The organism is Streptomyces sp. JLBT605 (assembly GCF_058215555.1).
In genome coordinates, this window is the sequence record NZ_CM177087.1 from 237,673 (window position 1) to 262,553 (window position 24,881).

General features: G+C 71.8%; 22 protein-coding genes. 6 read left to right on the forward strand and 16 right to left on the reverse strand.

Features of this window, described 5'->3' with window-relative positions:
• Positions 1-22: 22 nt before the first annotated feature.
• Positions 23-451 carry a VOC family protein gene (locus AC4BDD_RS01305; RefSeq protein ID WP_490689082.1) on the reverse strand — a complete coding sequence of 143 codons (429 nt, stop codon included), beginning with the start codon at positions 449-451 and terminating at the stop codon, positions 23-25.
• 264 nt (positions 452-715) lie between these two features.
• Positions 716-2,227 (reverse strand): MFS transporter, encoded by a 1,512-nt coding sequence (locus tag AC4BDD_RS01310; protein WP_490689083.1) that lies wholly within the window; start codon positions 2,225-2,227, stop codon positions 716-718.
• Between the two features lie 86 nt (positions 2,228-2,313).
• On the opposite strand from AC4BDD_RS01310, the gene AC4BDD_RS01315 reads away from it, so the two are divergent.
• Positions 2,314-2,700, forward strand: a complete 387-nt coding sequence (locus AC4BDD_RS01315) for a MarR family winged helix-turn-helix transcriptional regulator (protein ID WP_490689084.1) — start codon at positions 2,314-2,316, stop codon at positions 2,698-2,700.
• Between the two features lie 222 nt (positions 2,701-2,922).
• On the forward strand, positions 2,923-3,948 hold the full coding sequence (locus tag AC4BDD_RS01320; RefSeq protein ID WP_490689085.1) for an SMP-30/gluconolactonase/LRE family protein: 1,026 nt from the start codon (positions 2,923-2,925) through the stop codon (positions 3,946-3,948).
• A gap of 144 nt (positions 3,949-4,092) precedes the next feature.
• Here AC4BDD_RS01320 and AC4BDD_RS01325 read toward each other — a convergent pair whose 3' ends face one another.
• On the reverse strand, positions 4,093-5,136 hold the full coding sequence (locus AC4BDD_RS01325) for a hypothetical protein (protein ID WP_490689086.1): 1,044 nt from the start codon (positions 5,134-5,136) through the stop codon (positions 4,093-4,095).
• Between the two features lie 484 nt (positions 5,137-5,620).
• On the reverse strand, positions 5,621-5,998 hold the full coding sequence (locus tag AC4BDD_RS01330) for a VOC family protein (RefSeq protein WP_490689087.1): 378 nt from the start codon (positions 5,996-5,998) through the stop codon (positions 5,621-5,623).
• Between the two features lie 83 nt (positions 5,999-6,081).
• Here AC4BDD_RS01330 and AC4BDD_RS01335 point away from each other — a divergent pair, with 83 nt between their 5' ends.
• Positions 6,082-6,378, forward strand: coding sequence for an ArsR/SmtB family transcription factor (locus tag AC4BDD_RS01335; protein WP_490689088.1), 297 nt, complete (start codon positions 6,082-6,084; stop codon positions 6,376-6,378).
• A gap of 110 nt (positions 6,379-6,488) precedes the next feature.
• Here the strand turns inward: AC4BDD_RS01335 and AC4BDD_RS01340 are convergent, their stop codons facing one another.
• Positions 6,489-7,187, reverse strand: a complete 699-nt coding sequence (locus AC4BDD_RS01340; RefSeq protein WP_490689089.1) for a DUF4232 domain-containing protein — start codon at positions 7,185-7,187, stop codon at positions 6,489-6,491.
• 216 nt (positions 7,188-7,403) lie between these two features.
• Between AC4BDD_RS01340 and nsrR the strand changes: the two genes are divergently transcribed.
• A complete protein-coding gene (gene nsrR, locus AC4BDD_RS01345; protein ID WP_490689090.1) occupies positions 7,404-7,850 on the forward strand; it encodes a nitric oxide-sensing transcriptional repressor NsrR in 447 nt (148 codons plus the stop codon).
• A gap of 73 nt (positions 7,851-7,923) precedes the next feature.
• Positions 7,924-9,120, forward strand: a complete 1,197-nt coding sequence (locus AC4BDD_RS01350) for a globin domain-containing protein (protein ID WP_490689091.1) — start codon at positions 7,924-7,926, stop codon at positions 9,118-9,120.
• A gap of 84 nt (positions 9,121-9,204) precedes the next feature.
• On the opposite strand, the gene AC4BDD_RS01355 is transcribed toward AC4BDD_RS01350, so the two are convergent.
• The 8 genes from AC4BDD_RS01355 to AC4BDD_RS01390 all read right to left on the reverse strand — a co-directional run bounded on the left by AC4BDD_RS01355 (position 9,205) and on the right by AC4BDD_RS01390 (position 19,033).
• Positions 9,205-11,571: an immune inhibitor A domain-containing protein gene (locus AC4BDD_RS01355; RefSeq protein ID WP_490689092.1), complete on the reverse strand. Its 2,367-nt coding sequence runs from the start codon at positions 11,569-11,571 to the stop codon at positions 9,205-9,207.
• A 267-nt stretch (positions 11,572-11,838) separates the two neighbouring features.
• Positions 11,839-12,450, reverse strand: coding sequence for a lipoprotein (locus AC4BDD_RS01360; protein WP_490689093.1), 612 nt, complete (start codon positions 12,448-12,450; stop codon positions 11,839-11,841).
• Between the two features lie 73 nt (positions 12,451-12,523).
• Complete coding sequence (locus tag AC4BDD_RS01365; protein ID WP_490689094.1) at positions 12,524-13,441, reverse strand: hypothetical protein; 918 nt, start codon at positions 13,439-13,441, stop codon at positions 12,524-12,526.
• On the reverse strand, positions 13,438-15,540 hold the full coding sequence (locus AC4BDD_RS01370) for a PEP/pyruvate-binding domain-containing protein (RefSeq protein WP_490689095.1): 2,103 nt from the start codon (positions 15,538-15,540) through the stop codon (positions 13,438-13,440). Before AC4BDD_RS01370 ends, AC4BDD_RS01365 begins: the two co-directional genes overlap by 4 nt.
• Before the next feature lie 278 nt (positions 15,541-15,818).
• The gene (locus AC4BDD_RS01375) at positions 15,819-16,610 is read right to left on the reverse strand and encodes an ankyrin repeat domain-containing protein (RefSeq protein ID WP_490689096.1); all 792 of its coding nucleotides are present in this window, start codon (positions 16,608-16,610) and stop codon (positions 15,819-15,821) included.
• Positions 16,607-17,359: a carbonic anhydrase gene (locus AC4BDD_RS01380; RefSeq protein WP_490689097.1), complete on the reverse strand. Its 753-nt coding sequence runs from the start codon at positions 17,357-17,359 to the stop codon at positions 16,607-16,609. Before AC4BDD_RS01380 ends, AC4BDD_RS01375 begins: the two co-directional genes overlap by 4 nt.
• Before the next feature lie 77 nt (positions 17,360-17,436).
• Complete coding sequence (locus tag AC4BDD_RS01385; RefSeq protein WP_490689098.1) at positions 17,437-18,660, reverse strand: GDSL-type esterase/lipase family protein; 1,224 nt, start codon at positions 18,658-18,660, stop codon at positions 17,437-17,439.
• 121 nt (positions 18,661-18,781) lie between these two features.
• Positions 18,782-19,033 (reverse strand): EF-hand domain-containing protein, encoded by a 252-nt coding sequence (locus tag AC4BDD_RS01390; RefSeq protein WP_490689099.1) that lies wholly within the window; start codon positions 19,031-19,033, stop codon positions 18,782-18,784.
• 344 nt (positions 19,034-19,377) lie between these two features.
• Between AC4BDD_RS01390 and AC4BDD_RS01395 the strand changes: the two genes are divergently transcribed.
• Complete coding sequence (locus tag AC4BDD_RS01395) at positions 19,378-21,390, forward strand: serine/threonine-protein kinase (protein ID WP_490689100.1); 2,013 nt, start codon at positions 19,378-19,380, stop codon at positions 21,388-21,390.
• Between the two features lie 67 nt (positions 21,391-21,457).
• Here AC4BDD_RS01395 and AC4BDD_RS01400 read toward each other — a convergent pair whose 3' ends face one another.
• The 3 genes from AC4BDD_RS01400 to AC4BDD_RS01410 form a co-directional block, all read right to left on the reverse strand.
• Positions 21,458-22,738 (reverse strand): alpha/beta fold hydrolase, encoded by a 1,281-nt coding sequence (locus AC4BDD_RS01400; protein WP_490689101.1) that lies wholly within the window; start codon positions 22,736-22,738, stop codon positions 21,458-21,460.
• Between the two features lie 117 nt (positions 22,739-22,855).
• On the reverse strand, positions 22,856-23,845 hold the full coding sequence (locus tag AC4BDD_RS01405; protein ID WP_490689102.1) for an ornithine cyclodeaminase family protein: 990 nt from the start codon (positions 23,843-23,845) through the stop codon (positions 22,856-22,858).
• A 212-nt stretch (positions 23,846-24,057) separates the two neighbouring features.
• Positions 24,058-24,816 (reverse strand): DeoR/GlpR family DNA-binding transcription regulator, encoded by a 759-nt coding sequence (locus tag AC4BDD_RS01410; protein WP_490689103.1) that lies wholly within the window; start codon positions 24,814-24,816, stop codon positions 24,058-24,060.
• Between the last annotated feature and the right edge of the window lie 65 nt (positions 24,817-24,881).

Genomic DNA, 24,881 nt, shown 5'->3' on the forward strand with positions numbered 1-24,881 from the left:
GCGGGGCTGCCTGGGCCGTCGGTCAGGGGCGGACGTAGGGCCGGGTCATGATCTCCATGTTGTGACCGTCGGGGTCGTCGAAGTACGCACCCCTGCCACCGAACAGGCGGTTGATCTGGCCGGGTTCGGTGTGGCGGGGGTCCGCGTAGTAGGTGACGCCGACCGCTTCCAGGCGAGCGATCATGCCGTCGAACTGCTCGTCGGGCACGAGGAACGCGTAGTGCTGCGGCTGGATCGGCTCGTCGCGCTTCTCGTAGTAGTCGAGCGTCACGCCGTTGCCGAGGTCGACGGGGAGGAACGGTCCGAACGGGGCGCCCGCTTTCAGGCCCAGTATCGCGGCCAGGAACTCGGCCGACAGCTGCCGGTCGCTGGCGTAGACGGCGGTGTGGTTCAACTGGACGGAGGCCGCCGGCAGCTCGGACGCGTACGGGTTCTGCTGTTCATTCGACATCTGTGGTGTGTCTCCGGGTCGTGGGATCCGCTGGGATGGGCGCCGCGTGCGGGCGCCAGGCAGAAGACTCGGAGGGGGGCGGGGCTCTTGCCCGCCTCGCGCTCACGCCGAGGCCGGGAACCTCACTCGTGTGTGGCCCATGGCCGACCCGGCAGTCACCCGGACGACTTTAGTGATCACCGCGGGCCGAAGCAAAGCGATTGTCGCGCGGACGGCACATCCCGGTGGCGTGGGGCGCGGCCGGGATGTGCCGTGGCGGGAGGGTCAGTCGACGAGGGCGAGAGCGGGTTCCTCCGCCGACTGCTCCCCCGGCTGGTCCCCACGCTGGTCCACCGGCTGCTTCCCCGGCTGGTCCACCGGCTCGGCGGTCTTGCGGCGTCCCACCACGCCCGTCAGGGCGATGAGCAGGCCAAGGGCGGACAAGGCGGTCACGGCGGACAGTGCCGGGGTGAAGCCGGCGAGCAGCGCGTCCGAGCCGGTCTTGCCCTCGCCTCCGGCGCTGAGGACGGCGGTGACGACGGCCAGGCCGATCGCGCCGCCGACCTGCGTGGAGGTGTTCAGCAGGCCGCCGGCCAGGCCCTGCTCGTGGTCCGGGATGCCGGCGGTGGCCTGGATGTTGAAGGACGCGAACGCCAGGGTGAAGCCGATACCGAGCAGGATCATGCTCGGCAGCACACCGACGACGTACGGGGCGTCCCGGTCGATGACCAGGAAGAGGACGTAGGCGACGAGGTGGGCGATCACGCCGCCGGCGATGGTGCGTGCGGTGCCGACCCGTGCGACCAGGCGGTCCATGCGCGGCGAGCCGAAGGCGACGATCATCGCGGCCGGAAGGAAGCCGAGTGCGGTGTGGAGCGCCGACCAGTGCAGGACCGACTGCAGGTAGAGCATGACGACGAACTGGAAGCCGATGTAGCCGCCGAAGAACACCGATATGCCCAGGTTGGCTCGTGCCAGCGAGCCGGAGCGGAGGATGCCGAGGCGGACCAGCGGGTGCTTGCTGCGGCGCTCGATCACGACGAAGGCGATCAGCAGTGCCGCGGCGAGGGCGAACTGGATCAGCGTGTTCGGCGCGGCCCAGCCGGCCTCCGGCGCTTCGACGACGGTGTAGACGAGGAGCAGCATTCCGGCGACGGAGGTGATCGCGCCCGGCAGGTCGTAGCCGCCGGCGGACCGGGGCCCGTCCTTGGGCAGCAGCCGACTGGCAGCGATCCACGCGACGAGTGCGATCGGCACCGGCAGGAAGAACGTCCACCGCCAGCCGACCTCGGTCAGCACACCGGAGAGCACCAGCCCGGCCGAGTAGCCGCTGGCCCCGAAGACGGAGAAGATGCCCAGCGCCTTGTTGCGCGCCGGTCCCTCGGCGAACGTGGTGGTGATGATCGACAGCGCCGCGGGGGCGGTGAACGCCGCCGCCATGCCCTTGAGGATGCGGGTGGCGATCAGCAGGGCTCCGGAGTCGACCAGGCCGCCGACCATGGAGGCAAGGGCGAACACGGCCACCGCCGTCAGGAAGACGCGTCGGCGTCCGAGCAGGTCGGCGGCGCGGCCGCCCAGCAGGAGCAGCCCGCCGTAGCTGAGGACATAGCCGCTGACGATCCACTGCAGCGCACTGGTGGACAGGCCCAGTTCGGCCTGGATGGAGGGGAGCGCGACGCCCACCATCGAGACATCGAGGGCGTCGAGCCCGACGACGAGGGAGGCGGTGAGCAGGACGCCCCACAACTTCGGGGACCACCCGGAGGCGGAGGTGGTGACGGGTGCGGAAGGACTCATGGCGTCACGATTGCATGCACGCGCATCGAATGCAACCGCATTTAATTCTCCTGCATCAAATGCGGGCGCATGCTACCCTGGACCGCATGATCGGTAGCTCGGAGCAACAGTTGGTCGAGGAGTGGCACGACCTTCGCGCTCGGCACGCCGCCGTGCACAGCGCCCTTGAGTCGGAGCTGCAGGCCAATCACCACATCGGCGTCAGCGAGTTCGAGGCGCTCGACCTCCTCGCCTGCTCCGAGCACGGCAAATGCCGGGGCCAGGACCTCGGCAGCGTCGTGCACCTGAGCCAGAGCGCCGCCTCCCGGCTGGTCGCCAGGCTGGAGCGCGACGGCCTGGTGGAGCGCACCATGTGCGACCTCGACCGCCGCGGCATCTTCGTCGTCCTCACCGACGAGGGCCGCAAGCGCTACACCGACGCACAGCGCACTTACTGTTCCGTGCTCACCCGGACACTCCACGCGGACCGCTGACGGCCGCGCCCGGCTCTCCCTCGGCTGACACACCCACCCGAAGCGAGGGGCCGGGACGGCGCGTTTTCCCGTCCGGCCGGTCGAGCAGGGGTACGAGTCCGGCCGCCGGACCGCCGGATCCGGCCGAGCGGGGACAAGCGGGCGCCTGACGCCCTGTCCCTTCGCATACTTGGCGCATCACACACCCCGGGAGTTCCGCGACCGAACCGAGAGGCGTCACCCGTGACCCAGCCGCACTCCTTCCGCTTGCGGGCGCGCGCCGCCCGCCCGTCGCCGTCCCTCGCGCCTTCCGGGCCGGCGCGGCGAGCGGCCGCAGCCCTGGCCGCGGTGGCCGCACTGCTGATCGGCGGCGCGAGCACGCCGGTGGCGGCGGCCGAGGCGCCGGGCTCCGGAGCCCCGGCGAGCGCCGCCCCGCGGCCCTGCGCGCAGCGCAGCAGCGTCGAGGTGTTCCGGGATGGCGGCGTTCCGATCCTGGACTGGCGGGAGAACCTGGAGTTCGACGGGCACGGCACCCTCTGGGTGGCGCACGTCGCCCAGCACCGGGTCGAGGGTTACGCCCCCGACGGCACGCTCAGGGCCTCCTTCCCGGTCAACGGCCCGGGCGGCATCCGGCGCGGTCCCGACGGCATGATGTACGTCAACTTCGGCGTGAACCCGCTCACTTCGGCCTCGGGCAGCGGCATCGTGCGCTTCGACCCCGCCGCCACCCGGCCGAAGCCCGAGAAGGTGGTCGAGGGGATATCCGGCATCAACGGCCTGGCCATCGACGACCACGGCAACTTCTACGTCAGCCGTGAGCTGGCCACCGGTGTCCTGAAGATCCGTCCGGACGGCACCACGGACGAGCGCTGGACGCGGGACGCGGACGTCTTCGGCACCAACGGCCTGGAGATCGTCGGCGACGACCTGTACGCCAGCGTCATCACCAGCACCGAGTCGCCGGTGGTCCGCATTCCGCTGGACGCCCCGGCGCGGCACACCACCGTCACCCGGCTCAGCCCGAACCCGCTGGACGCCAAGGTGCTCGACGACCTCACCCGGTTCGACGGGGACCTTGTGGTGGCGTCCTTCAGGGACGGCGAACTCATCCGGGTGGATCCGTCCACCGGCCGCTCGTGTGTCCTGGTGACCGGGCTGCACATGCCCTGCAGCGTTCGTGTGCCGCGCGGCTTCGGGGAGAGCGATCCCCGTCGGGAGCTGTTCGTGACCGAGGCGTCCGGCCGCATCGTGCGAGTGCGGGTGGCCTGACGCCCAGCGGCCGCCGGGGGCAGCGCCTGGGAGTCATCCGATTCAGGCCCGCGCGACTCCCGCGCAAGTCACCCTGTCCTACGACTGTCCTTGTGCTTCCCGCCGCGGCGGGAAGCACAAGGCGGAGCGATCTCTAAGCGCCGCTCATCGGGCGAAGGACATGTCGAAGTAGGTGTCGGCCGGTGCGCCGTACGCGGTGTAGCACCGCACCTGGATGCCGCTGCTCGGCGTCCAGTAGTCCACCTTGCAGTGCCGGGAGTCGGATCCGTAGGCCGTCACCTGCACATCGCCGTAGCCCAGGGGCATTCCCGGGGTCCAGACGCGGTACACGCCGACGCCGTGGCGAGTGATCCGGTTGGTGTATCCGGCGGAGTTGTACTGGTACGCCGTCGCCGGCGTGTACGAGGCCGCGGTCGGCTGGTTCGCCCAGGCGTACGCGGCGGGCGTGGTCCGCAGGATCCCGGTGCCGCGGGCGTAGGTCAGGGTGAACCGGGTGTCGCGCAGGGAGCCGCCGAGGGTGAAGCAGCGGACGTTGACGAGCTGGCTGCTTCCGGAGGGGTACCAGTTGACGACCTTGCAGCGTGCCTGCACGTCACCGTACGCGGTGACCTGCACATGACCCGCCGAGGAGCCGATGTTCGGGAATCGCACCGTGTACTGGCCCACGCCGCCGCGTGTGACGGTGTTGGTCGCCCCGGCCGAGTTGAACTGGTACGTCGACGAGGCCGTGTACGAGCCCTCGGTCGGCCTGTCCGCCCAGACGTAACCGAAGCGGCCGCCGAGGTAGGAGGTGTTGACGAAGCTCGCGGTGAACCGGGTGTCGGCGCGTTGTCCGGAGGCGGCGAAGCACCGCACGCGCACGTCGAGCCGGTCGCCGACGGGGGTCCAGTAGGCGACGGAGCAGGAGTGGGAGGTCGCGCCGTAGGCCGTGACGTGCACGGTACCGCCCAGCAGCCCGAGTCTGGGCATGCGCACGGTGTACTGGCCGACGCCGGTACGGACGACGGAGTTGACGGCGCCGGTCGAGTTGCGGCTGTAGTAGCCGGACGGCGTGTAGGGGGTGTTGAGCGGGGCGGACGGCTGGTTCGCCCACACATAGGCGTAGCCACGGCTCGGAGCGGCGTGGGCGGTGGCCGGCGCCAGGGAGACCATGCCGGCGGCGAGCGCGAGCGCTATCAGGGCGCGCACTAGACGGACCGGCCACCCGGTGAGATTTTCATAGGATTTCGCGAGCATCTCCTACCTTCTCTCTGCTGGGATCGGCAAACAGAAACGGTGCTGGATGCGGGGACGGCCGAACCGCCACAGCGAATACCGACGCGACGGTTCATTTCCGAAGTGTTCCGGGCACGCCAGGCACATGGCGCCGATGGAATGACATCACACTGGAATACCGGGCCAGCCTGAATGACCTGCGGAAACTCGACTGGAGACAGCGCGGCGCGGCTCGGAATTACCCCCCAATCCCTTTGCGCGGAATGCGCTACGGGAACGCCCGGTGGAATCTGATGACATCAGGCCACCGGAGCAATCAGAGAATTACACACCACTGGCCGGTAAGCCACTGTTTCCGGAAACGGGCAAGGGGTGAAGGAGCGCGAACGGAGCGCACCGGAGCCGCACCCCCACCCGCGCGCCCCCTCGCACCTCCGACGCCCTGGAGGGGGCAGGCTCACGCGAAGGCTGACCGCGCGGTGGCGTGGAACTGCACGTACTCGATGGTCGCGCCGCCCGGGTGCCGCACGGTCAGGTTGCGGCCGGTGGGCACCTCGTTGGGGCCGTCGAGGATCTCTCCGCCGCGCTGCTCGGTGATGCGCAGGACCTGGTCGATGGAGTCCACGATCGTGGTGGCGTGGGTGCCGCGGTAGGGGGCGAGGGCTTCCGGGGAACCCGCGAGAAGCAGATAGCCGCCGACGGCCGCGAGGTTCAGGTCGCGGTAGGCGAACCGCAGTCGCGGCTGCTCTCCGGTGAGCTCGACGAAGGTCGGCAGGGCCACGTCCAGGTCGTCGACGTAGACGCGGGCGAGGGTGGCAAGGACCGGCATGGTCATCTCCTAGATCATTTCGACTTTCCCGAAACGTCGAAGCGATCTGCATACTACGGGTGTCACACGGGCGAGGACGAGGAGGGGCCATGCGACAACCCGGCCAGGCGGACGCGGAGTTGGCTGCGGTACTCCATGCCCTGGGCGATCCGGTGCGGCTGTCGCTGGTCCGCCGGATGGCCGAGGAGGGTGAGAGCGAGTGCAGCCCGGAGGGTGTGGACGTGCCCAGGTCGACGCTGTCCAACCATTGGCGGATCCTGCGGGAGGCCGGAATCACCCGGACCCGCCGGGCGGGAAAGGCTCGCCTGATGACTCTGCGTCGCGCCGATCTCGATGCCCGGTTCCCGGGGCTCCTCGCCGCCGTGCTGGCCGAAGACGGGCGATGAGCCGCGCAGCCGCGATGGAGCCTCTGCCGGCTGGGCAGGGCGCCGTGCGGCGGTCGGCCTGCCCAGCCATGCGGCCCCGGGCGGCAGTCCTGCCCAGGGCGCGGGGGTGATCAGTAGGTGAGTGCGTCCTCGGCGGTGGCGAAGAAGGTGGTGACCCGGCTGTCGTTGAACGTCACCGGACCATCGTTGATCGGCACCGTCGCGGGGGCCTCGGCAGCGGTGAGCGCGACCTCCACCTTGTCGATGCTCTTGCCACCCGCGGCGTCGCCGCTCGAGAACATGATCCCGGCGTACGCGCTCTCGCCGGACTTCAGGATCCAGTCCGTGCCCTTGGGATCCCCGTGCTCGGCGGTGCCGTCGAGCCCCGGAACCGTGATCACCAGCTCGTTCGCCGGCAGCAGACAGGGGTCGGCGCCCTTGTTGGTCGCGGTCAGCAAGGCGTGGCCGTCGGGCTTGGACGCGACGGTGACGGTGTAGCTCAGGTCGCTCGTCTCGCACATGCCCACGCCTCCGTCCTGATCGTCGTCGGACGCGGGCTGCGACGCCGGCGGGGTGCTGCCACCGTTGCCGGAGGAGCCCCCGCCGGTTCTGCCCGCGCCACCCGGTCTGGCCGTCGAGGGCGCGTCGGAGCCCTTGTCCGTACCCGAGTCGGAACCCTTGTCCGTACCCCGAGTGGACGGGCTCGCCGCCGTGTTCGGAGCGGCCTTGTCCTTCTCGGCTTCGCTGTCGCATGCGGTAAGTGCCGCGATGCCGAGCGAGAGAGCGGCGAGAACGGTGGTGGTGCGGCGTGAGCGGGCTGTGTAAGCCATGGCAGGCCCCCCTGGGAGTCGGAATGTTCCGGTGATCATGCCTTATGGGGGTGATACTTTCGGCCACTCACATCGAGTGGGAGCCGTTTGCGAACAGCTCTGTGACACTGCGCGGGGCACCAGAGCCGGTGAGCCGCCCGGCCCGTGACGTACTCCGCAGGCCACCGGGCGCCGGAAAATAGGCATCCAGCATGCGCATTTGTTAGCGTCCGGAGTGTGCGGCTGACAAAGTTCACCGACCTGGCGCTTCGCTCCGTGATGCGCCTGGCGGTCTCCCAGGACGGCAGCGACCCGCTGACCACACGCGAGGTCGCGGAGGCCACGCAGGTGCCGTACACGCACGCGGCGAAGGCGATCACGCGCCTCCAGCACCTGGGGGTGGTGGAGGCCCGGCGCGGCCGCGGCGGCGGACTGGTCCTGACCGATCTCGGCCGGCGCGCCTCGGTGGGCTGGCTGGTGCGGGAACTCGAGGGCGAGGACGAGGTCGTGGCCTGCGAGGACGAGCCGCCGTGTCCGCTGCGGAGGGCCTGCCGCCTGCGGCGGGCGCTGCGGGACGCCCAGAACGCCTTCTACGCCACGCTCGACCCGCTGACCGTGGCTGATCTGGTGGCCCCACCCACCGGGCCGGTGCTCGTCGGACTGACGGACCGCTCACCGGAGTAGCTCTCGCGTGCCGGGGCGATTCGGTCACCCGCCCCCTTAAATGCGAAGATCATTAACCAATTAAGGAGTCGCTGTGCTCTCTGAGGAGTCCGCCCCTGTCATCCGGGCCACTCTCCCGGCCGTCGGCGCCGCCATCGGGGACATCACCGAGCTGTTCTATCGGAGGCTGTTCGATGCCCACCCCGAGCTGCTGCGCGACCTGTTCAACCGGGGCAACCAGGCCAGCGGGGAACAGCAGCGGGCACTGGCGGGTTCCATCACGGCGTTCGCAGGCATGCTGCTGGCGAACCCCGGCACCCGCCCGGACGCCATGCTCGCCCGGATCGCGCACAAGCACGCCTCCCTCGGCATCACGTCCGAGCAGTACAAGATCGTCCACCATCACCTGTTCGGGGCGATAGCCGAGGTGCTCGGCGACGCCGTCACCCCCGAGGTCGCGGCGGCCTGGGACGAGGTGTACTGGCTGATGGCCAACGCGCTGATCGCCATCGAGGCCCGGCTGTACCAGGAGGCCGGCACCGCCGAGGGCGGCAGCCGGCAGCGCATGGAGGTCATCGAGCGGCACCAGGAGACCCCCGACGCCGTCTCCTTCCTGCTGCGACGCACAGACGGCAGACCCGCGGGGACATACCGCCCGGGCCAGTACGTCAGCGTCCAGGCCGAACTGCCCGACGGTGCCCGGCAGATCCGCCAGTACAGCCTGTCCGGCGCACCCGGCGACCCGCATTGGCGCATCACCGTCAAACGCGTCCAGGAGACCGGGCGGCCGGACGGGGAGGTCTCGTCCTGGCTCCATGCGCACACCCGGCCGGGTGACGTGCTGACCGTGTCCGCCCCCTTCGGTGACCTGGTGCTGCCGGAAGGCGACGGTCCGCTGCTGCTGGCCTCGGCCGGGATCGGCAGCACGCCCATGCTGGCCATGCTGGCCCATCTCGCCTCCACCGGCGCGGCCCGCCCGGTGACCGTGGTCCACGCCGACCGCTCCCCCGTCGACCATGCGCACCGGGACGAGCAGCGCGGCCTCGTGGCGGCGCTGCCGGACGCCCGGCTGCACCTGTGGTACGAGGAGCCAGGGGACCAGGCACCGCAGGCATCGACCGGCCGGGCCGACATCCGCGGCCTGGAGCTCCCCCCGGGGCTCACCGCCTACTTGTGCGGCCCGCTGCCGTTCATGCGGGCCATCCGAGGTGACCTGCTGCGCCGGGGCGTGCCCGCGGAAGCGATCCACTACGAGGTCTTCGGCCCTGACCTCTGGCTCGGCCAGGAGTAGCGGGGCGGGTGGGCCACGCACGTCAAGCGCGAAGGGATGGCGGCCCTGACCGCCATCCCTTCGCTCGCGGGCCGGTTCGGCGGATCAGTGCGAAGGGCTCACCTGCACCGTGGTCAGCCGACCGTCCCGGGCCTCCTTCACCACCGCGATCCTGGTCCCGGTGTCCGGCACCTTCACCCCGACCTGCGGCAGTTCCTCGTTCCAGTACGCGCCGGTGTGGTCGTCGAAGACCGGCACGCCCGGCCGCTCGGGGACGACCACGGGCACCCCGGCGCGGTGCAGCAGGATCTCGTCGCTCGGCCGGAGCGAGAAGGGCGCGTCGAAGGTCTGCGCCCGCGCGTTGGCCGCGGTCCCGTCGGTGAACCGCAGCGCCTGCGGCCGCGCGTCGATCGGCAGGAGCATGCCGTTGCCCGGGTGCGCCTTGGTGGTGTTGTCGCTGTACGCGGTGTCCCAAAGCCAGATGAGCACGCCCTCCTGGTAGGGGTAGAACTCCACCGTGTCCTTCTTCTCCGGGTGGGCGGCGTCGCCGGTCCAGCCGAAGTTGTACGGCCCGGTCTTGAGGTACGCGCCGTAGCCGGTGTAGCGGCGGTTCTCCACGAGGTAGGCCCGCGGGTGCTCGGCGACGCCGGTACGCCCCTGGGTCCGCGACCACTTCACGGCGCTCCAGCCGTTCGCACCCTGCTCCGCTCCGTCGCGCAGCAGCTCGGTGCCGCCCGCGGTGATGCGGATGTCGTCGAAGGTGGCGCCCTTGCCGTGGGTGTTGCTGTCGGAGGTCACGCGCAGCCGGAGCTGTACGTTCCGGCCGGTGAACTGGTCCAGTGGCACGCTCAGCTGCGTCCAGCCGCCCGAGGAGCCGGAGATCCCGCCGGTGGGGAGGGGCCGGCCGGCGACGGTGCCGGGCAGGGGGTTCCAGCGCGCCCCGCCGTCCGTGGAGGCCTCCACCGTCAGGAAGTCGTAGCCCTCCTCGGTGTCGTACCAGACCCTGGCGTCGAGGCGGGCCGGGCCCGGCGCGGCGGTCAGGTCCACGGTACGGGTGAGCGTGTTGTCCATGTAGTCACCGGTGCCGCTCCACCACTGGCTGCTCCCCTCGTAGGGGTCGGTCAGATCGGTGGAGGTGGTGGACGGCGGCAGGTGCACCAGCAGCGCCTGCGGATCCTCGGTGTTGTAGCCGGACACGCCCAGCAGGGCCCGGGTCTTGCGGCCCGCGTCGGCCTCGGTGTACTCCAGCCAGCCCAGTTGCAGCTTGCTCCAGGCGTCGAGGTCGCCCGGGTACTCGCCGGTGGTGTTGCGGCCCTTGGCCAGGTAGGAGGCGGACGACATCAGCGACCAGAAGTTGACGCTGTTGTCGCCGTCGGAGCTGTACATGTCCGGCAGCCCCAGGTCGTGGCCGAACTCGTGGGCGAACAGGCCGACCCCGCTGTTCTCGCCGCCGGTGAGGTAGTCACCCGCCCAGATCCCGGACTCCCCGACCGGGGTGCCGCCGTTCCTGTTGCCCTCGGGGCCGGCGGTGCCGGCCTGGTTCCAGTAGGCGAACCAGCGGTGCGCCCACACGGCGCCGGTGCCCTGCTTGCCGCCGCCCCAGGTCTGGTCCTTGCCGGCGTGCACGATCATCAGGTGGTCGAGATAGCCGTCGGGCTCGTGGAAGTTCCCGTCGCGGTCGAAGTCGTACCGGTCCCACACGTCGTACTCGGCGAGCTGAGCCTTGATCTCGGCCGGCGTGCGGCCCTTGGCCCGCTCGGAGTGGTACCAGGCGTTGGTGGCGTCGCGCACCAGGTCCCAGTTGGTGCGGCACTGACCGGACTCGGAGCAGTTGTCGGTGCCGTAGCGGTTCTCGTTCCAGGGGAGCTTGACCCAGTCGGTGACATGGCCGTCCATGTCGTACCGGCCGGAGGACTGCAGCCGGTAGTAGTTGCGCAGGCTGCCGGCGCCGGGCTCGTCGCTGAAGAACCGCTGCTGGTAGTAGGCGCGGTCGAAGTCCTTGCGCCAGACCGTGTGGTTGTCGGCCTTGGCGGGCTTGCCGATGGTGTTGTGCAGGGGGCCGGGCTCGCCGCCGAAGCGGGGCTTGCCCTCGAACTCGGTGGTGTTGTCCACCTGCTCGCCGAACTCGGCAAGGATCACGAAGATCTTGTCCTTGCGTTCCTGGGCGAGTTCCACGTAGCGCTTTCCGACCTTGACCCGCTGCGGGAGCCGGCCGTCGGCGGCGGCGCCGATGCGTCCCGCGGCCACCCGCTCCAGGGCCTGCCGGCGTACCGCTTGCTGTTCCAGTTCCTGGCGGCTGGGCGGCGGCGCGGCCTCCGCGCCGTGTCCATGGCCGGCGTCTCGCGGATCGCTGACGGCCACCGGAGCGGCGGTGACCGGGGCGGGGGAGGCGAACGCCTGGGCACCGAGTGTGGGGGCGGCCAGGAGCGCGAGGGCTATCCCCGCTCCCGCCGCCCTGAGTCTGCGCGACATGACAGATCCCTTCGAATACGTCATCGGGCGCGCAGTAATATTTCACATGTGACAGGTGAAAGATAGGCACCTGTGCGGAGACGGCCCCGCCGCTCCGGTGCAGTCGGGGCGGCGGGGCCTGTGCCCCCCTCAGCCGCGCGGGAGCGGGATCGGAAGGCGACCTTTCCCGTCGAGTTGTTGCGCGGTGTCAGCGGCCTGGAGATCGCCGACCACCTCTTCACATCAGCGAGGCGACCGTCGGAGTCAGCAGGCCAGGATGTCAGCGGGTCAGGACGTCAGGCCGAGGGTCTTCTTGGCCAGCTCGAACGCCGGGAGCATCGCCTTGTGCTCGTCGGTGTTGATCCCTCCGAGATGGATGACCACGCCGCCCCGCTTGGTCATCACCGCCAGCGCGCGTTCCGGCCTGACCACGCCGGCGGCCAGGTCGGCGACGGTGTAGCTGGCCTCGGTGGCGGGCAGGCCACCGGCCTTGACCTCGCGGAACCTCACGTCGCTCGCGAAGTTCTCGTCGGCGACGAACTCCTTCATCAGGGCGCGGGACGTGCTGCCGGGCGCCGCGCTGCCCTTGGTGCCGGACCACACGTCGATGAAGCCGATGTGCCCGGCGGGCCTGGAGTCCAGCTCGCAGGCGGGCGTGAGCGGGCCCTGATGGCCGAGCGGGCCCATCCGGTCCACCATCGCCCGCGTGATGGCCTGTGCCGTCCAGGAGGTCGCGGGGGTGAAGTGCACCGGCAGTTCGCACGCCGTGCCCTTGTCGCCCAGCTTCTTCTCGGCGACCTTCTTCTCCTCCTTCGCGTCCTCGCCCCAGCCGAACGAGCAGCCGCTGAGCACGCTCATCGCGACCACCGCACCCACCATGGCCTGAACCATCTTGCGCATTCCGGAAAGTCCCCGCCCTTGACCATGAAGTCTCGAAAATTCGCCGAAGCCTATACGACGAATTCGGGCCGGCTCAGCTCCGGGGTTCGGCATGGCCCTCACCGAGGACCCTGGCCGTGGCGCGGTTCGTCGAGGCGTCCTCGATGCAGCCGCGCAGACGCATCAGGTCGTGCGGGGCGAGGGCGGGCCGGATCACCGCGGCGTACACCTCATGCTCCAGGCGTTGCACGAAGCCCCGGTCGTTCAGGACGGCGGTGGAGCGGCGGCAGGTCTGCCAGAGGTTGCCCGCGGCGAGTTCCTGGGCTTCCGGGGACTCCTTGCCGCGCATCTCGATCCGGAAGACCACCGTGGTGGCCGCCGCGTTCGGCGCGGGTTCCGGGCGGGTCTGGGTGGCGTCGGCCAGGCTCCCCCGCATCAGCATCAGCAGCGGCACGGCGGCGACGGCGGCGGCCAGGGCCGCCAGCTTCCGCCCGGCGCCGGAGGGCGGTACGGCCGGCCGGTCTTCCAGCCGTGCGGTGCGGGCCGCCCCGCCGCGCGCGGTGCCGGCGGGGGCGGCGAGCCCCGCCAGCCGTCCGGCCAGGCGGCGTTCCGCGCCCGGGCGGGCGGTGGCTCCGGCGATCTTCTGTACGACGAACGCGACCCCGGAGAGGGCGGCTCCGGCCACCATGAGGACGGGGATGAAGACGAAGGTCCGCTGGGTGCCGTTCAGGTCCTCGGCGCCGTTCCATCGGAAGTGGTGCGGCGCGGGCTCCCGGGACTGCTCCAGCCGTTGCCGTATCTCCTCGACGCGGGCGTCGTACTCGGTCAGCCGTCTCTCCAGCCGGGACAGCCGGTTGAGGAGGACCAGACAGGCCAGGAATCCTTCGATCACCAGCAGCAGGACGCCAGAGATCAGCGCGCGCTGCCACTCCCACCGGTACAGGTACAGCACCATGTAGTACCCGGCGTAGGCGGCGGAGAGACCGCCGAAGAGATAGCTCACGTACTTCATGCCGCCGCTCCCTTTCCGCTCGCCGGGGTCTGCGGCGGCGTGTGTCGGTCGGTGCTCTCCACCGCTCCGGTGCCGCCGTCCACCGACAGTCCGGTGCCGGGTGGGAAGCGGTCCAGGGCGCCGGGTACGCCGACGGCGGTGGGCACCCGGTACTCGCGGGCGAGTACCGCGAGGTGGGACAGGACACTGCCGGTCTCGGCGACCAGGCCCGCGAGTCCGGGGAGCAGAGGGGCCAGTGTGGGGTCGAGCGCACCGACGACCAGCACCGCGTGCTCGGGCCGGTCGCCGTGTCCGTCCCAGGCGGTGCCGGCGCCGAAGCCTCCGCCGGCGCCCTGCCCTTCGCCGGTGCGGCCGCGCCCCACCGCTATGTCGGCCACCGGGCGGCCGTCGGCCAGCCGGAAGGCGGTGGGCAGGGCAGGGGCGTCCGGCCGGGGAAGACGTTCGGCCAGGTCGGGTGGGAGGCCGCCGCCCTCCGCGGCGGCGGTCAGCTCGCTCCAGCGCAGCAGGAGGAGGCGGGAGAGCCCTATCGCGCCGTCACCGACGCGGAGTCTGGTGCCCAGTTCGCGGATCATCCCGGCCTGCATCTCCTGGACCCAGCGGATACGCAGCCGCAGTCCCTCGCGGACGGGAAGCGCTCCCACGCCGCGAGGGATACCCGTGCCGGTCGTACTCTCCGGGAGGGCGCCGCGTTCCCCGAGCGTGGGGGGCAGCAGGGAGAACAGAACGGGGTGATGGGCGAGCAGGTGCTCGTCGCTCAGGCCCTGTGCCCGGCCCTCGGCCAGCACGGCCAGCGCCTCGCCGGCGGCCGTCGCGCCGGAGCCCGTGCCGAGCAGCGCGCCGGCCAGCGATTCCTGCGCGTGCAGGGAGGACAGCGCGGCGCGCCCCCATGTGGCGGCGTCCAGGATCTGGCCGCTGAGCATCTCCCGCGGGGCGGGGAGGTCGGCGAGGTGCCGGTCGACGTCGGCCATGAGGTCCAGTGCGAGGAGCGGCAGCGCGGAGCGCAGCCGTCCGACCCGCCAGGCGGCCATCACGCGGCGGGCACCGGGGGCCGGGTTGATGAAGTCCCGTATGGGGTGGGCGGACGGGACGGCGCCGAGGAGGCGCAGGTCGGCAGCGGCGCGCCCGTCGACGGTGGTGACCACCGGAAGAGCGCGGAGTTTGCGCCGCGGGGCGGCTCCCGCGATGTCGAGGGCGAGGGTGAGGCCGTGGGACATGGGGGTCACCCACAGGTCCTCCTCCAGCGGCTGGAGCACGCCGGGAAGGGTCTCGGCGACCGGGCCGGGGCCGAGGAGTCGCGCGTCGCGCGGGGGCCGGACGGCCATCGCGGTGATCGGTCGGGACTGGAACAGCCACAGACGGCCGTCGGCGTCGAACCCGAACTCCATGTCCTGGGGGCGGCCGAAAACCCGCTGGGTCTTCTTGGCCAGCCGGGCCAGCGAGGTGGTCTCGCGTCGGCCGAGCAGCCGTGCGGAGTGGGGGTCGGACGGATCGGTCCCTAACCGTCTGCCTGATCGGGTGAGTTGGAAGCGCACCCCCTGGGTGCTGCCGTCCACCAGCCGGTCGGGGCCGCCGCTGACGGCGCTGACCAGGATGCGGTCCTCGCGGCCCTCCACCGGGTCCGCGCCGAACATCACCCCGCCGGTGACCGCCCGCAGCATGGGCTGCACCAGGACCGCCATGCCGTCCAGCGGGTCGGCGTCCCGCTTGGTGGGAGGATGGAGCACTTGCACGCGGCGCGCCGAGTCCAGGACCGTCCGCACCGCGACGGTGAACTCCTCCCAGCCGCTGACGTCGAGCACGGACTCGAAGCGGCCGGCCATCGAGGAGTCCTCGGTGTCCTCGTGCACCGAGGAGGACCGTACGACCAGCGGCCGGCCGTCCGCGCCGGCCAGCTCCCGCCAGGCGCGGCGCAGCGCCTCGTCGCCGGTGGGGGCACCCTCCGCCCGCCCGGCGGCCACGAGGGCGAAGCCGGGAAGCACCGGCAGCCCCGCTACGGCCGCGCGGGCCAGGTGTGCGGCCTTGGCACCGGTGACGGCGGGGTCTTGTCCACGTTCGCTGTCCAGCGGAACCACTGCCAGCCCATCCGCGTCTATTCCCACGTCCCCCTCCTTCTTGCATACGCGCGAGCCGGGGCCGACCCGCGGCGCATGCGATAGCCCCTACCAGGTACAGACGCATGATCGCCTACGGCAGGTTGAGAGCCCAGGGGTTCCAGGGGAACCGCCACCGGGATCGGGGCGTGAACATGCCCACACCCGCCGCCGGATCCGGTACGGCACCGGGCAGCGAAGGCGCCCGTGCCGCCTGCCGGAGCGCTCAAGCGTCCCCGGCATGGAAGCGCACCGCGGTCATGTCCCGCTCGACCCGGGACCGCCGGTCAGGTCGTGCCGCTCATGTGCCGGGTCAAGAGCTCCGCGATGGCGGCGTGCCCGGTCTCCCTCTCCCATTCGGCCGCGCCGTTCCCGGAGGTGGTGACGGTGAGCCGGACGCGTTCGGTGCCGTCGGGGCGCGGCCTGCGGGAGACCTTGGAGGTGGCGCCTGGGGCGGTGTGCGCCTGCCGGCGCAGATGTGTCTCGACGTCCTCGCCGGACCAGGCGCGGGCGATGTCGAGCGCGGTGCGGCCCTCTTGGTCGGTGCGGTGGGGATCCGCGCCGTGGTGGAGGAGGTCTCGGGTGATGGCCAGAGCGCCGAACTCGGCCGCGGCCATGAGAGGCGTGCGGCCGGCGCAGCCCGCGTCGGGGTCGGCGCCGGCTCGCAGCAGGAGCCGGACGGTGTCCGCGTGGCCCCCGGAAGCCGCCCAGAGCAGGGCGGTGAACCCCTTGCCGTCGTCCTCCCGGAGGTCGGGGTCCGCGCCGTGGGCGAGCAGTTCACCCACCGCCGAGTCGTGCCCCCAGCAGGCTGCCGCGCACAGCGGCGATCCTTCACTGCCCGGCGCGGTGCTCTCGGCATCGGCCGGGGCGCCCGCCGCCAGGAGCAGGCGCGCGATGTCGGCCGCCCCGGAGACGGCGGCCAGGTACAGGGGCGTCGCGCCGTCGGCCGCCGCCGTGGCGGGTGAGGCTCCCTCCCGCAGGAGAGCCGCCACCCGCGCCGTGTCCTGCTGGTAAACGGCGTCGATCAGCCTTCCGTCGCTGTGCGGCCCGGTCACCTCTCGGCCTTTCTCCTCGGTCATTCGCCACACGGGAGGCGGTGCACCCGCTGGCTGGCGAGTTCGTAGCGGGCCCCGACGACGGCCAGTTGCCCGGCGGTGATCCTGGCGGCCATATCGGGCTCCGCGGCCAGACGGGACCGTACCAGCCGCACGTTCGCGGTGATCGTCGCGTCGACGCGTGCCTCGCCGCGCAGCGTGCGGTCGATCGCGGGGCGGATCTGGTCCGCCAGATACCGCACGTGGGCGGGGAGCGCCACGCCGTCCTCGTCGGCTCGCACGGCGGCCGCGACGGCCCCGCATGCCTCATGGCCCAGGACCACGATCAGCGGGATGCCCAGCTCCACCACCCCGTACGCGATGCTGCCGAGAACCGCCTCGTCCAGCACCTCGCCCGCCGAGCGCACGGTCAGCAGGTCCCCGAGCCCCTGGTCGAAGACCAGCTCCGGAGGAACCCGGGAGTCGACACAGCCCAGGACGATGGCGAAGGGGTGCTGTCCGGCGACCAGGGCCTGCCGCACCGACCGCGTCTGATCCGGATGCCGCTCGCGGCACATCCGCCAGCGGCGGTTTCCCGCGGCCAGCGCCCGCGACGCGGCCTCGGGCGTCGTGGGGCGGGAGCTTCCCGCCTGCGCGTCGGCGTCAGCCGAGGCTGCCGGGGAACCCGATGCCACTCCGGCGCCCAGGGCGACGGCACCGGTCAGGACGGCACGGACGAGTCTTCGCCGCCCCGGGGCTTCGTCGGCCGGGGGGCGTTCAGCATGGGCAGTCATGCCCGGACAAACTAGGCAGTTCCCGGCCCTCGTTGCCGGCACTTGAGGAAGTCTTGGGGAAAGAGGTGAGGGGAGGCTCAGGCAGGCCCGGTGGCGAACGGTCCCCCGGAGCCGAAGGCCAAGGCGGCGAAGCGTTCACCGATGCGGCGGTGTGTCGCGGCGTCCGGATGAATCCCGTCGGGCAGCGGCAGCTCGGCGAAGTCCGCCTCGCCGTAGAGCTCGCGGCCGTCGAGGTAGTGCAGGTTCGCGTCGTCGACGGCCCGCTGCTTCACGATGCGGACCAGTTCGTCGCGGATGACGCGCAGCGTCAGCTTCCCCTGGGCCCGTTCCGCGGGATCGCCCGCGGCCCGGAACTGGAGCTTCCCTGCCTTGACGTTGCTGAAATCCGGGACGCTGGGGCCGGGCGTGTCCTCGTGGATCGGACACAGAATGGGCGAGACGACCAGCAGCGGCGTGGTGCGATGGCCCTCGCGGATGGTGTCGAGGAAGCCGTGTACCGCCGGGGTGAAGGCGCGCAGACGCATCAGGTCGGTGTCGACCAGGTTGAGGCCGATCTTGACACTGATCAGGTCAGCGGCCTGGTCCCGCAGGGCACGGGCGGTGAACGGGTCGAGCAGCGCGCTCCCGCCCAGGCCGAGGTTGAACAGCTCCACGCCGCCGAGGGAGGCGGCCAGCGCCGGCCACGTCGTGCTGGGGCTGGCTGCGTTCGAGCCGTGGCTGATCGAACTGCCGTGGTGCAGCCACACCCTGCGGCCGCCGGCCGGCACGGCCTCGACGGGTGCGTCGGTGCGCAGGGCGACCAGCTGGGTGATCTCGTTGTGCGGCAGCCATATCTCGACGGTCTTCACACCGCCGTGCAGGCCGGAGAAGCGCACGGTGCCGACCGGGCCGGGCAGGGTCTCGGCGGTCCGGGTGGCCATGTCCACCATCAGGACGTTGCCGCCGGTCACACTGGCCTGCCCGGCCAAGCGGCCGTCGACCAGCAGGTCGTACACGCCGTCCGGACGCGGCGGGGCGCCCTGGTAGGCCGTCTTGGTGCGGAGGGTGTCCAGCTCGACGCAGGTGGCCGCGGTACGGAACACCAGCCGCACGCCGGAAGGCTGAGCTTCCGCCATGGCCAACTGCCCGTCGGCGCACTGTGCGCGAGCCCAGGCAGGCAGCCGGTGTGGCAGCACGCCCTGCTCGGTGCTCTCCAGCTCGAACGCGCCGCGCAGGAGGTCCGCGACGATGGGCGTGGTGATCCACTTCCTTGCCTGGCGAGGGGTGGAGGAGTCGGGGACCGGGTCGCGATGAGCGCTCATGATCTCAGCCTGTCAGCCGGACGTCCGATTCGCTCATGCCTTTTCGGCCGGCGTCCGCGAGAAGCACGACGGCTCCCCGCTCGACGCCTTCGCGATCCGGCCAGCGGGGGTGGGGGGCGTGCTACCAGCCGAAGCGGCGGTCGACTTCCCGGGCGAACTCCTCGTAGGTCAGCACGCTGTCGCCGTTCAGGTCGGCGGCGTCGAAGAGGGCCGAGGAGTCGTCAGCGTCCCCCAGGCCCCAGAACGGCAGGTCGCCCTGGGCGGCAAGGGTGGGGCCCTTGGTTCGCAGGGCGATGATGACCTCGTCACGGGTCAGGGTGCCGTCGTCGTTGAGGTCCAGCGCTTTGAACAGCTTGCGGGCCTTTTCGCTCATCGCCTCACAGTACTGCGCCGGCCCGGCACCCGCCGCGCGACGGGGCCGGGAGCATCGCGCGGGCGTGCCGCTCGCGGGCCGGCCCGGCAGGCGGCAGAGCACCGCCGTGCCCACACGCACGCGCGGAAACGTACAAGGCTGCTCCATGTGCCCGACGGTGGCGCGCGCTCGTCGTGGACGATCGGCGGCGCCCGTGGCGCCCGCATGGGCGCGAGCGCAACCGCGTGGCGAAGGTTGTCGTGTCATCATCAGGGAATCACACTCAACTCCCGCAGCGGCGCCGCAAGTTGATCCAGCCACGGGTGCTGCGACAGCGGGAGCGAGGCGGGTGACGGGGGATGGCGATGACCGGTATCGGGATCAGGCCGCTGGGCGAGGACGATCCGAAGAGGCTCGGGTCCTACCGGCTTCTGTGGCGGCTCACCACCGGCGGCATGGGGCGGATCTACCTGGCGCGGTCCAGGGCGGACAGCCCGCTCGTCGCGGTCAAGACGCTGCTCGCCGAGGGCGTGGTCAGCGAGCCCGACCGCAAGCGGTTCGCCCGCGAGGTGGAGCTGGCCCAGCGGGTCGACAGCGCCTACACGGCCCGGGTGCTGGACGCCGACGCGCGGGCCCGACGCCCCTGGATGGCCATCGAGTACGTTCCGGCGCCCTCCCTCGGGGAGCTGGTCCGCGAGGCCGGCCCGCTGCCGCCGCCGGCGCTGTTCCGGGTGGCGGCGGGCGCCATCCAGGCCCTGCTCGCCCTGCACGGCAAGGGAGTCGTGCACCGTGACGTCAAACCCCAGAACATCCTGCTGCCCCTCACCGGCCCGCTGGTCATCGACTTCGGGATCTCGCACGCCATCGACAAGACGACCACCTCACTGACGCTCGGCACCATCGACTACACCTCGCCCGAGCAGGCGCTCGGCCGGCGCTCCACCAAGGCGTCCGACGTGTTCTCGCTGGGGGCGACGCTGTTCCACCTCGCCGTGGGCCGTGCCCCCTACCCCGAGACCGACGACGGCCCCCTCCAGCGGCTGGCCCGCGTGCAGGCCGGCAAGCTCGACCTGACCGGTCTGCCGGCCGCGCTGGCCCCGCTGATCCGGCCGTGCCTGGCCTTTGACCACGCCCGCCGCCCCACGCTCGAGGAGCTGTTGGTGAAGTGCCTGGACGGAGTCGACCAGGCGTCCGGGCCGGGAGGCGGAGAGCGCTGGCTGCCGGTGCGGTGGACCGCGCTGATCGACGCGTACGAGGCGCACGGCCGGGCACTGAGCAGCGACCGGGGAGCCGTCGCCGCGATGAGCGACGAGCACACCCGGCCGGTGCCACCGCCGGCGCCCACGCTGCTCGACACCGACGAGCGGGCGGCGCGCCGGGAGAGGAAGCAGCAGGCGCGCGAGGCCCGCGAGCGCAGGGAGCGGGAGCTGCGCGACCTGGCGGAGGCCGGCAGGCGCGCCAGGGCGCAGGAGGCGGGAAGACGGCGGCAGGCCGAGGAGGCCCGGTCAGCCGCGGCCGCGCGGAGCCCCGCGCGGCCGGCCGCCGGCCGAGGATCGTCCGCCGGCGGTTGGGCCCTGGGCGCCCTGCTCGCGCTCGCCCTCGGACTCGGCCTGGTGTTCTCGCAGCCCTGGAAGTCGGACGACACACCGCAGGCGAAGGGCGACGTGTCGAGTGGCGCGCCGCAGAGCCCGTCCCTGGCGGGCGGGAACGACAGCCCTCCGGCCACCGGCGCGGACACCGCGGACGTGTCCACCGACGCGCCGGATCCGGACCTCGACGCGGACGAGGACGCGGACGCGGACGGCGGATACGACGACGAACCCGCCCCGGAGACGTCGTCCCCCACTCCCGACCCCACCGACCCCACCGAAGAGGCGTTCCAGGCCGTCTCCGTCGGTGACTGCCTGCCCATCTACGACACCGGCCGCAGCGGGAACATCATCGACTGGAGTGCCGACGTGCCGCCGAAGCCCGTGTCCTGCGGCAGCCAGTGGGCGGGGCTCGTCCGCGTCACCAGCACCACGGACAGCGTCTGCCCCAACGGCACCGGGGAGGCCTCGTGGACGTACTCCTCCTCCGTCTCGGGCGAGACCACCAAGCTCTGCCTCAGGCGCATCTACATCAAGCACTACTGCCTGCTCGGCAAGCAGTCCGGCGACAGCATCTCGATCGGTTCGATGACGGCCGTGGACTGCCGGGCACAGCGGGTCCCCGCCGCGTACAACCAGGTCATGCACATCACCGGCGTCTACCAGGCCCCGCCGGGCGCCGGCGCCGGCAACTGTGTGCAGGGGCCGAACGACCGGACGCGGTACTGGGCCTGGTTGGTGGACAGCGGCGAGACGCTGGTGTGCACGACGATCTTCCAGGGCGGCTGACCGACAGGCGGCGGGGCGACGGTGCCGCACCACCATCCTTCAAGGGTCAGGCCCGTTCTTTCAAGGGTCAGGCCCGTCCGGCGGCCAGGTCCATCAGGCGGGCCAGCACGCGGTCGCCGGAGGCCCGGACGCCGTCGTGCTCCCACTCGTTGGTGACCCAGGTGCGGAGTGCTCCCACGGATCGCGCGGTGTCCAGGGACAGTTGGGCGTCCACGTACATGTCGTCGTGGTAGACCACGGCGGCCACCGGGACGCTGTTGGCGGCCAGTCGCTTCGGCTCGTAGAGCGCGGGCCAGTCGGAGCGGTCGGCGAGGAGGTGGACGGCCTCGGCGAACGGACGCAGGGTCGCTATCTCGTCGAACATCCAGGGGTAGAACATCTCGCCGGTGAAGAGCAGCGGGTCGGCGTCCGCGGCGAACTCGGGGAAGTCGGCCATGGCGCGGGAGGCCGCCCACGCGGTCGGCCCGCCGCCCTGGCCGTAACACGCCTCCTGCAACACGGCGAAGAGCGGGTTGTCCATGAACCCGGTCAGGTTCATCACCTGGTACCGGAAGGTCGCGGAGAGGCTGCCGTCCTGGTCGAACGCCTCGTCGAGGAGCCAGTGCACCCGCTCGGCGCCGTCCCCCATGCCCAGGGCGAGCCCCAGGGTGCGCAGCCGCCGGGCGGTGAGCCGGTCGCCGTCCGGCAGCAGCACCTTCTCCCGATCGAGTGTGTCGGCAATCCGCCGGACCAGCTCGCGGTCATGCGGATAGCGGGCGTAGTACGCGGACACCTTCTCCCTGACCCGGGGGTACGTCCGGGCGTAGACATCGTCGGCGGTGGCGCTGATGCCGGGCAGGCCTCCGGTGATGTAGCAGCTCCGCAGCGCCTCGGGCGCCTGGGAGAGGTAGGTGAGGGTGAGGAAGCCGCCGTAACTCTGGCCGAGGGTCTCCCAGGGCTCGTCGCCGCACAGCCGCTGCCGGATCAGCTCGGCGTCGGCGACGATGGAGTCGGCGCGGAAGCAGGCGAGGTACGCGGCCAGTTCGCCGGCGGACCGGAAGCGCGCGGCAGAGCGAGCCGTCACCGGGGTGCTGCGCCCGGTGCCCCGCTGGTCCAGCAGCAGCACCCGGTGCGTCTTGAGGGCGTGACCGAGCCAGCCCTCCGAAGCCGACAGCGGCCGCGGTGACTTACCGCCCGGTCCGCCTTGCAGGTAGAGCAGCCAGGGCAGTTTCTGCCCGGCCCGTGCCGGGTCGACCAGCTCGCGGGCGAACACCACGATGGAGCGTCCGGCGGGGTCGGCGTGGTCGAGCGGCACCGCGAACGAGTGGTCGGTCACCGCCATGCCGGGCAGCAGATAGGTGCGGCTCATGAGGTCCTTTCCCGGGACAGGAGCGCCTCATACGGCTCGTCTCGCGGCTCAGCGGGCCGTATGAGGTGTGACATTGCAATGATACTCAGGGCCGCTCCTGGAGGAAAGGCTCCGGTCTCACCGCAGCGTGATCTCCTCGCCGACCGACCGCTCGCGGGCGGCGGCGATGACCAGCGCCGCAGCCACGGCGTCCTGCACGGCCACGCCGACGGATTTGTAGAGGGTGATCTGGCCTGGCGAGGTGCGCCCCGGCTTGCCGCCGGTGAGGATCTCGCCGAGTTCGGCGTGGACGTGGTCGGCCGTGATGACGCCGTCACGGATCGGCGCCAGCAAGTCGTTGCTGCCGGCGGGGAACGGGGCCAGCGCGGCCTGCCGCGATTCGACGCATACCAGCGCCTCGGCCACCGTGGCGTCGTCGACCTCGCGGCCCGCCGGGTTGTACCCGACGGAGGTGACATGCGTCCCGGGCGCCAGCCAGGGGCGGCGGACCACGGGTTCGGCGGCGTGGGTGGCCGCGGCGACGATGGACGCGCCGTCGATCGCCTCGGCATACGTGGCAGCCGCGGCTACGTCCACCCCCAGCGAGGATGACAGTTCCCCGGCCAGGGCGGCCGCCTTCACGGGGTCCCGGCCGGCCACCCGGATCCGCTGGATCCCGCGGACCCGGCAGATCGCCCGGGCGTGCGACCGGGCCTGCACCCCGGTGCCGAGAACCGCCAGCACCGTCGCGTCCTCGCGGGCCAGCAGACGCGCCGACAGCGCCGAGCAGGCGGCGGTCCTGGCCGCGGTGATGGCCGTGCCGTCGAGCAGCGCCGCGGGTTCGCCGGTGTCCGGCTCGAACACGACGATGACCGCTTGGTGGGTGGGCAACGGCGTGCCGGTGTTGTGAGGGAAGAGGGAGACGAGCTTGCTCATGAGCACCCGCGCCGAGGGCACATAGCCCGGCATGGCCGCCAGGAATCCCTCGTGTCGCGGAACCAGAGCGGCGACGCGGTCCGGTGCCGAGGCGCGGCCGGCGCTGAGGTCCGCCATCGCCGGGGCCAGGGCGTCGATCAGCGTGTCGAGGTCGAGCAGCGCCTCGACCTGTGAGCGTCCGAGTACCAGCATCCGCCATACCTTTCGAAGGCGGCCGTGGGCCGGCGGCCGCTTGGTCGAAGCGTTGCCCGCGGCGCCGCTCCCCCGGCCGCGACACGCCGCCGCCTGGGGCAGGTTCATCCCCGCACCTACCCGGGCACGCGCACCCGCACGCCGGCGTCTCGGCCATGATCGGCCAGCCGGCCCGCACGCGGGGCGTCCGGCGTTCCGGGCGGGGAGAGTGGTCAGACCGTCCGCACCGTCACGCCTGCCGCGGCCAGTTGGCCGGTCTGGTCGTCCGTGGCGGAGTCGTCCGTGACCACGGCATGCAGGTCACCGGCCGGTGCGACGTGGGCGAGGGCGGTGCGGGAGAGCTTGGCGGCTTCCGTGACGGCGATGACGCGGCGGGCGGAGGCGATCGCGGCGCGTTTTACGGCGGCGTCGTCGAGGTCGTAGGCGGTCAGGCCGTCCGCCGCGTTCAGCCCGCAGCAGCCGATGACCGCGGTGTCGAAGCGCAGAGCGGCCAGCGATGCCTCGGTCAGGGGACCGGTCAGCGCCAGCTCGCCCGGCCGGGATCGGCCGCCGGGCACCAGCAGCGTCAGCCGCGGGGCCCCGGTCAGGGCGTTCACCGCGTGCAGGGACAGCGGCATCACGGTCAACCGGCGGTGCTCCAGCGCCCGGGCCACCTCCAGACAGGTGGTGCCGCTGTCGAGGACGACGGACTCGCCGTCGGCGATCAGCCGGGAGACCTCGGCGGCGATGCGCCGCTTGACCTCCAGCCCCTCCTGGACCCGCAGCGTGAAGGGTGGTTCCTCGCCGCGCAGCAGCAGGCTCCTGGCTCCGCCGCGGTAGCGCTCCAGCACGCCCTGGGCGGCCAGGACTTCCAGGTCGCGGCGGATGGTCATCTCCGAGGCACCGGTGAGCCCGGCCAGTTCCGTGACGCCGATGCGGCCCGCCTCCCGCACCGCCTCGGTGATCCGCCTCAGTCGATCCGTACTAGCCATACCCAGATTGAACATCTATCGCGGTCGCAACGCAAGCTTCCGCACATGAATTCTGTTCGCTATGT

Excerpts from the sequence above, each read along its gene's own strand:
- AC4BDD_RS01305 (WP_490689082.1), bottom strand. The coding sequence starts at position 451 with ATGTCGAATGAACAGCAGAACCCGTACGCGTCCGAGCTGCCGGCGGCC.
- AC4BDD_RS01310 (WP_490689083.1), bottom strand. The coding sequence starts at position 2,227 with ATGAGTCCTTCCGCACCCGTCACCACCTCCGCCTCCGGGTGGTCCCCG.
- AC4BDD_RS01315 (WP_490689084.1), top strand. The coding sequence starts at position 2,314 with ATGATCGGTAGCTCGGAGCAACAGTTGGTCGAGGAGTGGCACGACCTT.
- AC4BDD_RS01330 (WP_490689087.1), bottom strand. The coding sequence starts at position 5,998 with ATGACCATGCCGGTCCTTGCCACCCTCGCCCGCGTCTACGTCGACGAC.
- AC4BDD_RS01335 (WP_490689088.1), top strand. The coding sequence starts at position 6,082 with ATGCGACAACCCGGCCAGGCGGACGCGGAGTTGGCTGCGGTACTCCAT.
- AC4BDD_RS01340 (WP_490689089.1), bottom strand. The coding sequence starts at position 7,187 with ATGGCTTACACAGCCCGCTCACGCCGCACCACCACCGTTCTCGCCGCT.
- AC4BDD_RS01355 (WP_490689092.1), bottom strand. The coding sequence starts at position 11,571 with ATGTCGCGCAGACTCAGGGCGGCGGGAGCGGGGATAGCCCTCGCGCTC.
- AC4BDD_RS01360 (WP_490689093.1), bottom strand. The coding sequence starts at position 12,450 with ATGCGCAAGATGGTTCAGGCCATGGTGGGTGCGGTGGTCGCGATGAGC.
- AC4BDD_RS01365 (WP_490689094.1), bottom strand. The coding sequence starts at position 13,441 with ATGAAGTACGTGAGCTATCTCTTCGGCGGTCTCTCCGCCGCCTACGCC.
- AC4BDD_RS01375 (WP_490689096.1), bottom strand. The coding sequence starts at position 16,610 with ATGACCGAGGAGAAAGGCCGAGAGGTGACCGGGCCGCACAGCGACGGA.
- AC4BDD_RS01380 (WP_490689097.1), bottom strand. The coding sequence starts at position 17,359 with ATGACTGCCCATGCTGAACGCCCCCCGGCCGACGAAGCCCCGGGGCGG.
- AC4BDD_RS01385 (WP_490689098.1), bottom strand. The coding sequence starts at position 18,660 with ATGAGCGCTCATCGCGACCCGGTCCCCGACTCCTCCACCCCTCGCCAG.
- AC4BDD_RS01390 (WP_490689099.1), bottom strand. The coding sequence starts at position 19,033 with ATGAGCGAAAAGGCCCGCAAGCTGTTCAAAGCGCTGGACCTCAACGAC.
- AC4BDD_RS01395 (WP_490689100.1), top strand. The coding sequence starts at position 19,378 with ATGACCGGTATCGGGATCAGGCCGCTGGGCGAGGACGATCCGAAGAGG.
- AC4BDD_RS01400 (WP_490689101.1), bottom strand. The coding sequence starts at position 22,738 with ATGAGCCGCACCTATCTGCTGCCCGGCATGGCGGTGACCGACCACTCG.
- AC4BDD_RS01405 (WP_490689102.1), bottom strand. The coding sequence starts at position 23,845 with ATGCTGGTACTCGGACGCTCACAGGTCGAGGCGCTGCTCGACCTCGAC.
- AC4BDD_RS01410 (WP_490689103.1), bottom strand. The coding sequence starts at position 24,816 with ATGGCTAGTACGGATCGACTGAGGCGGATCACCGAGGCGGTGCGGGAG.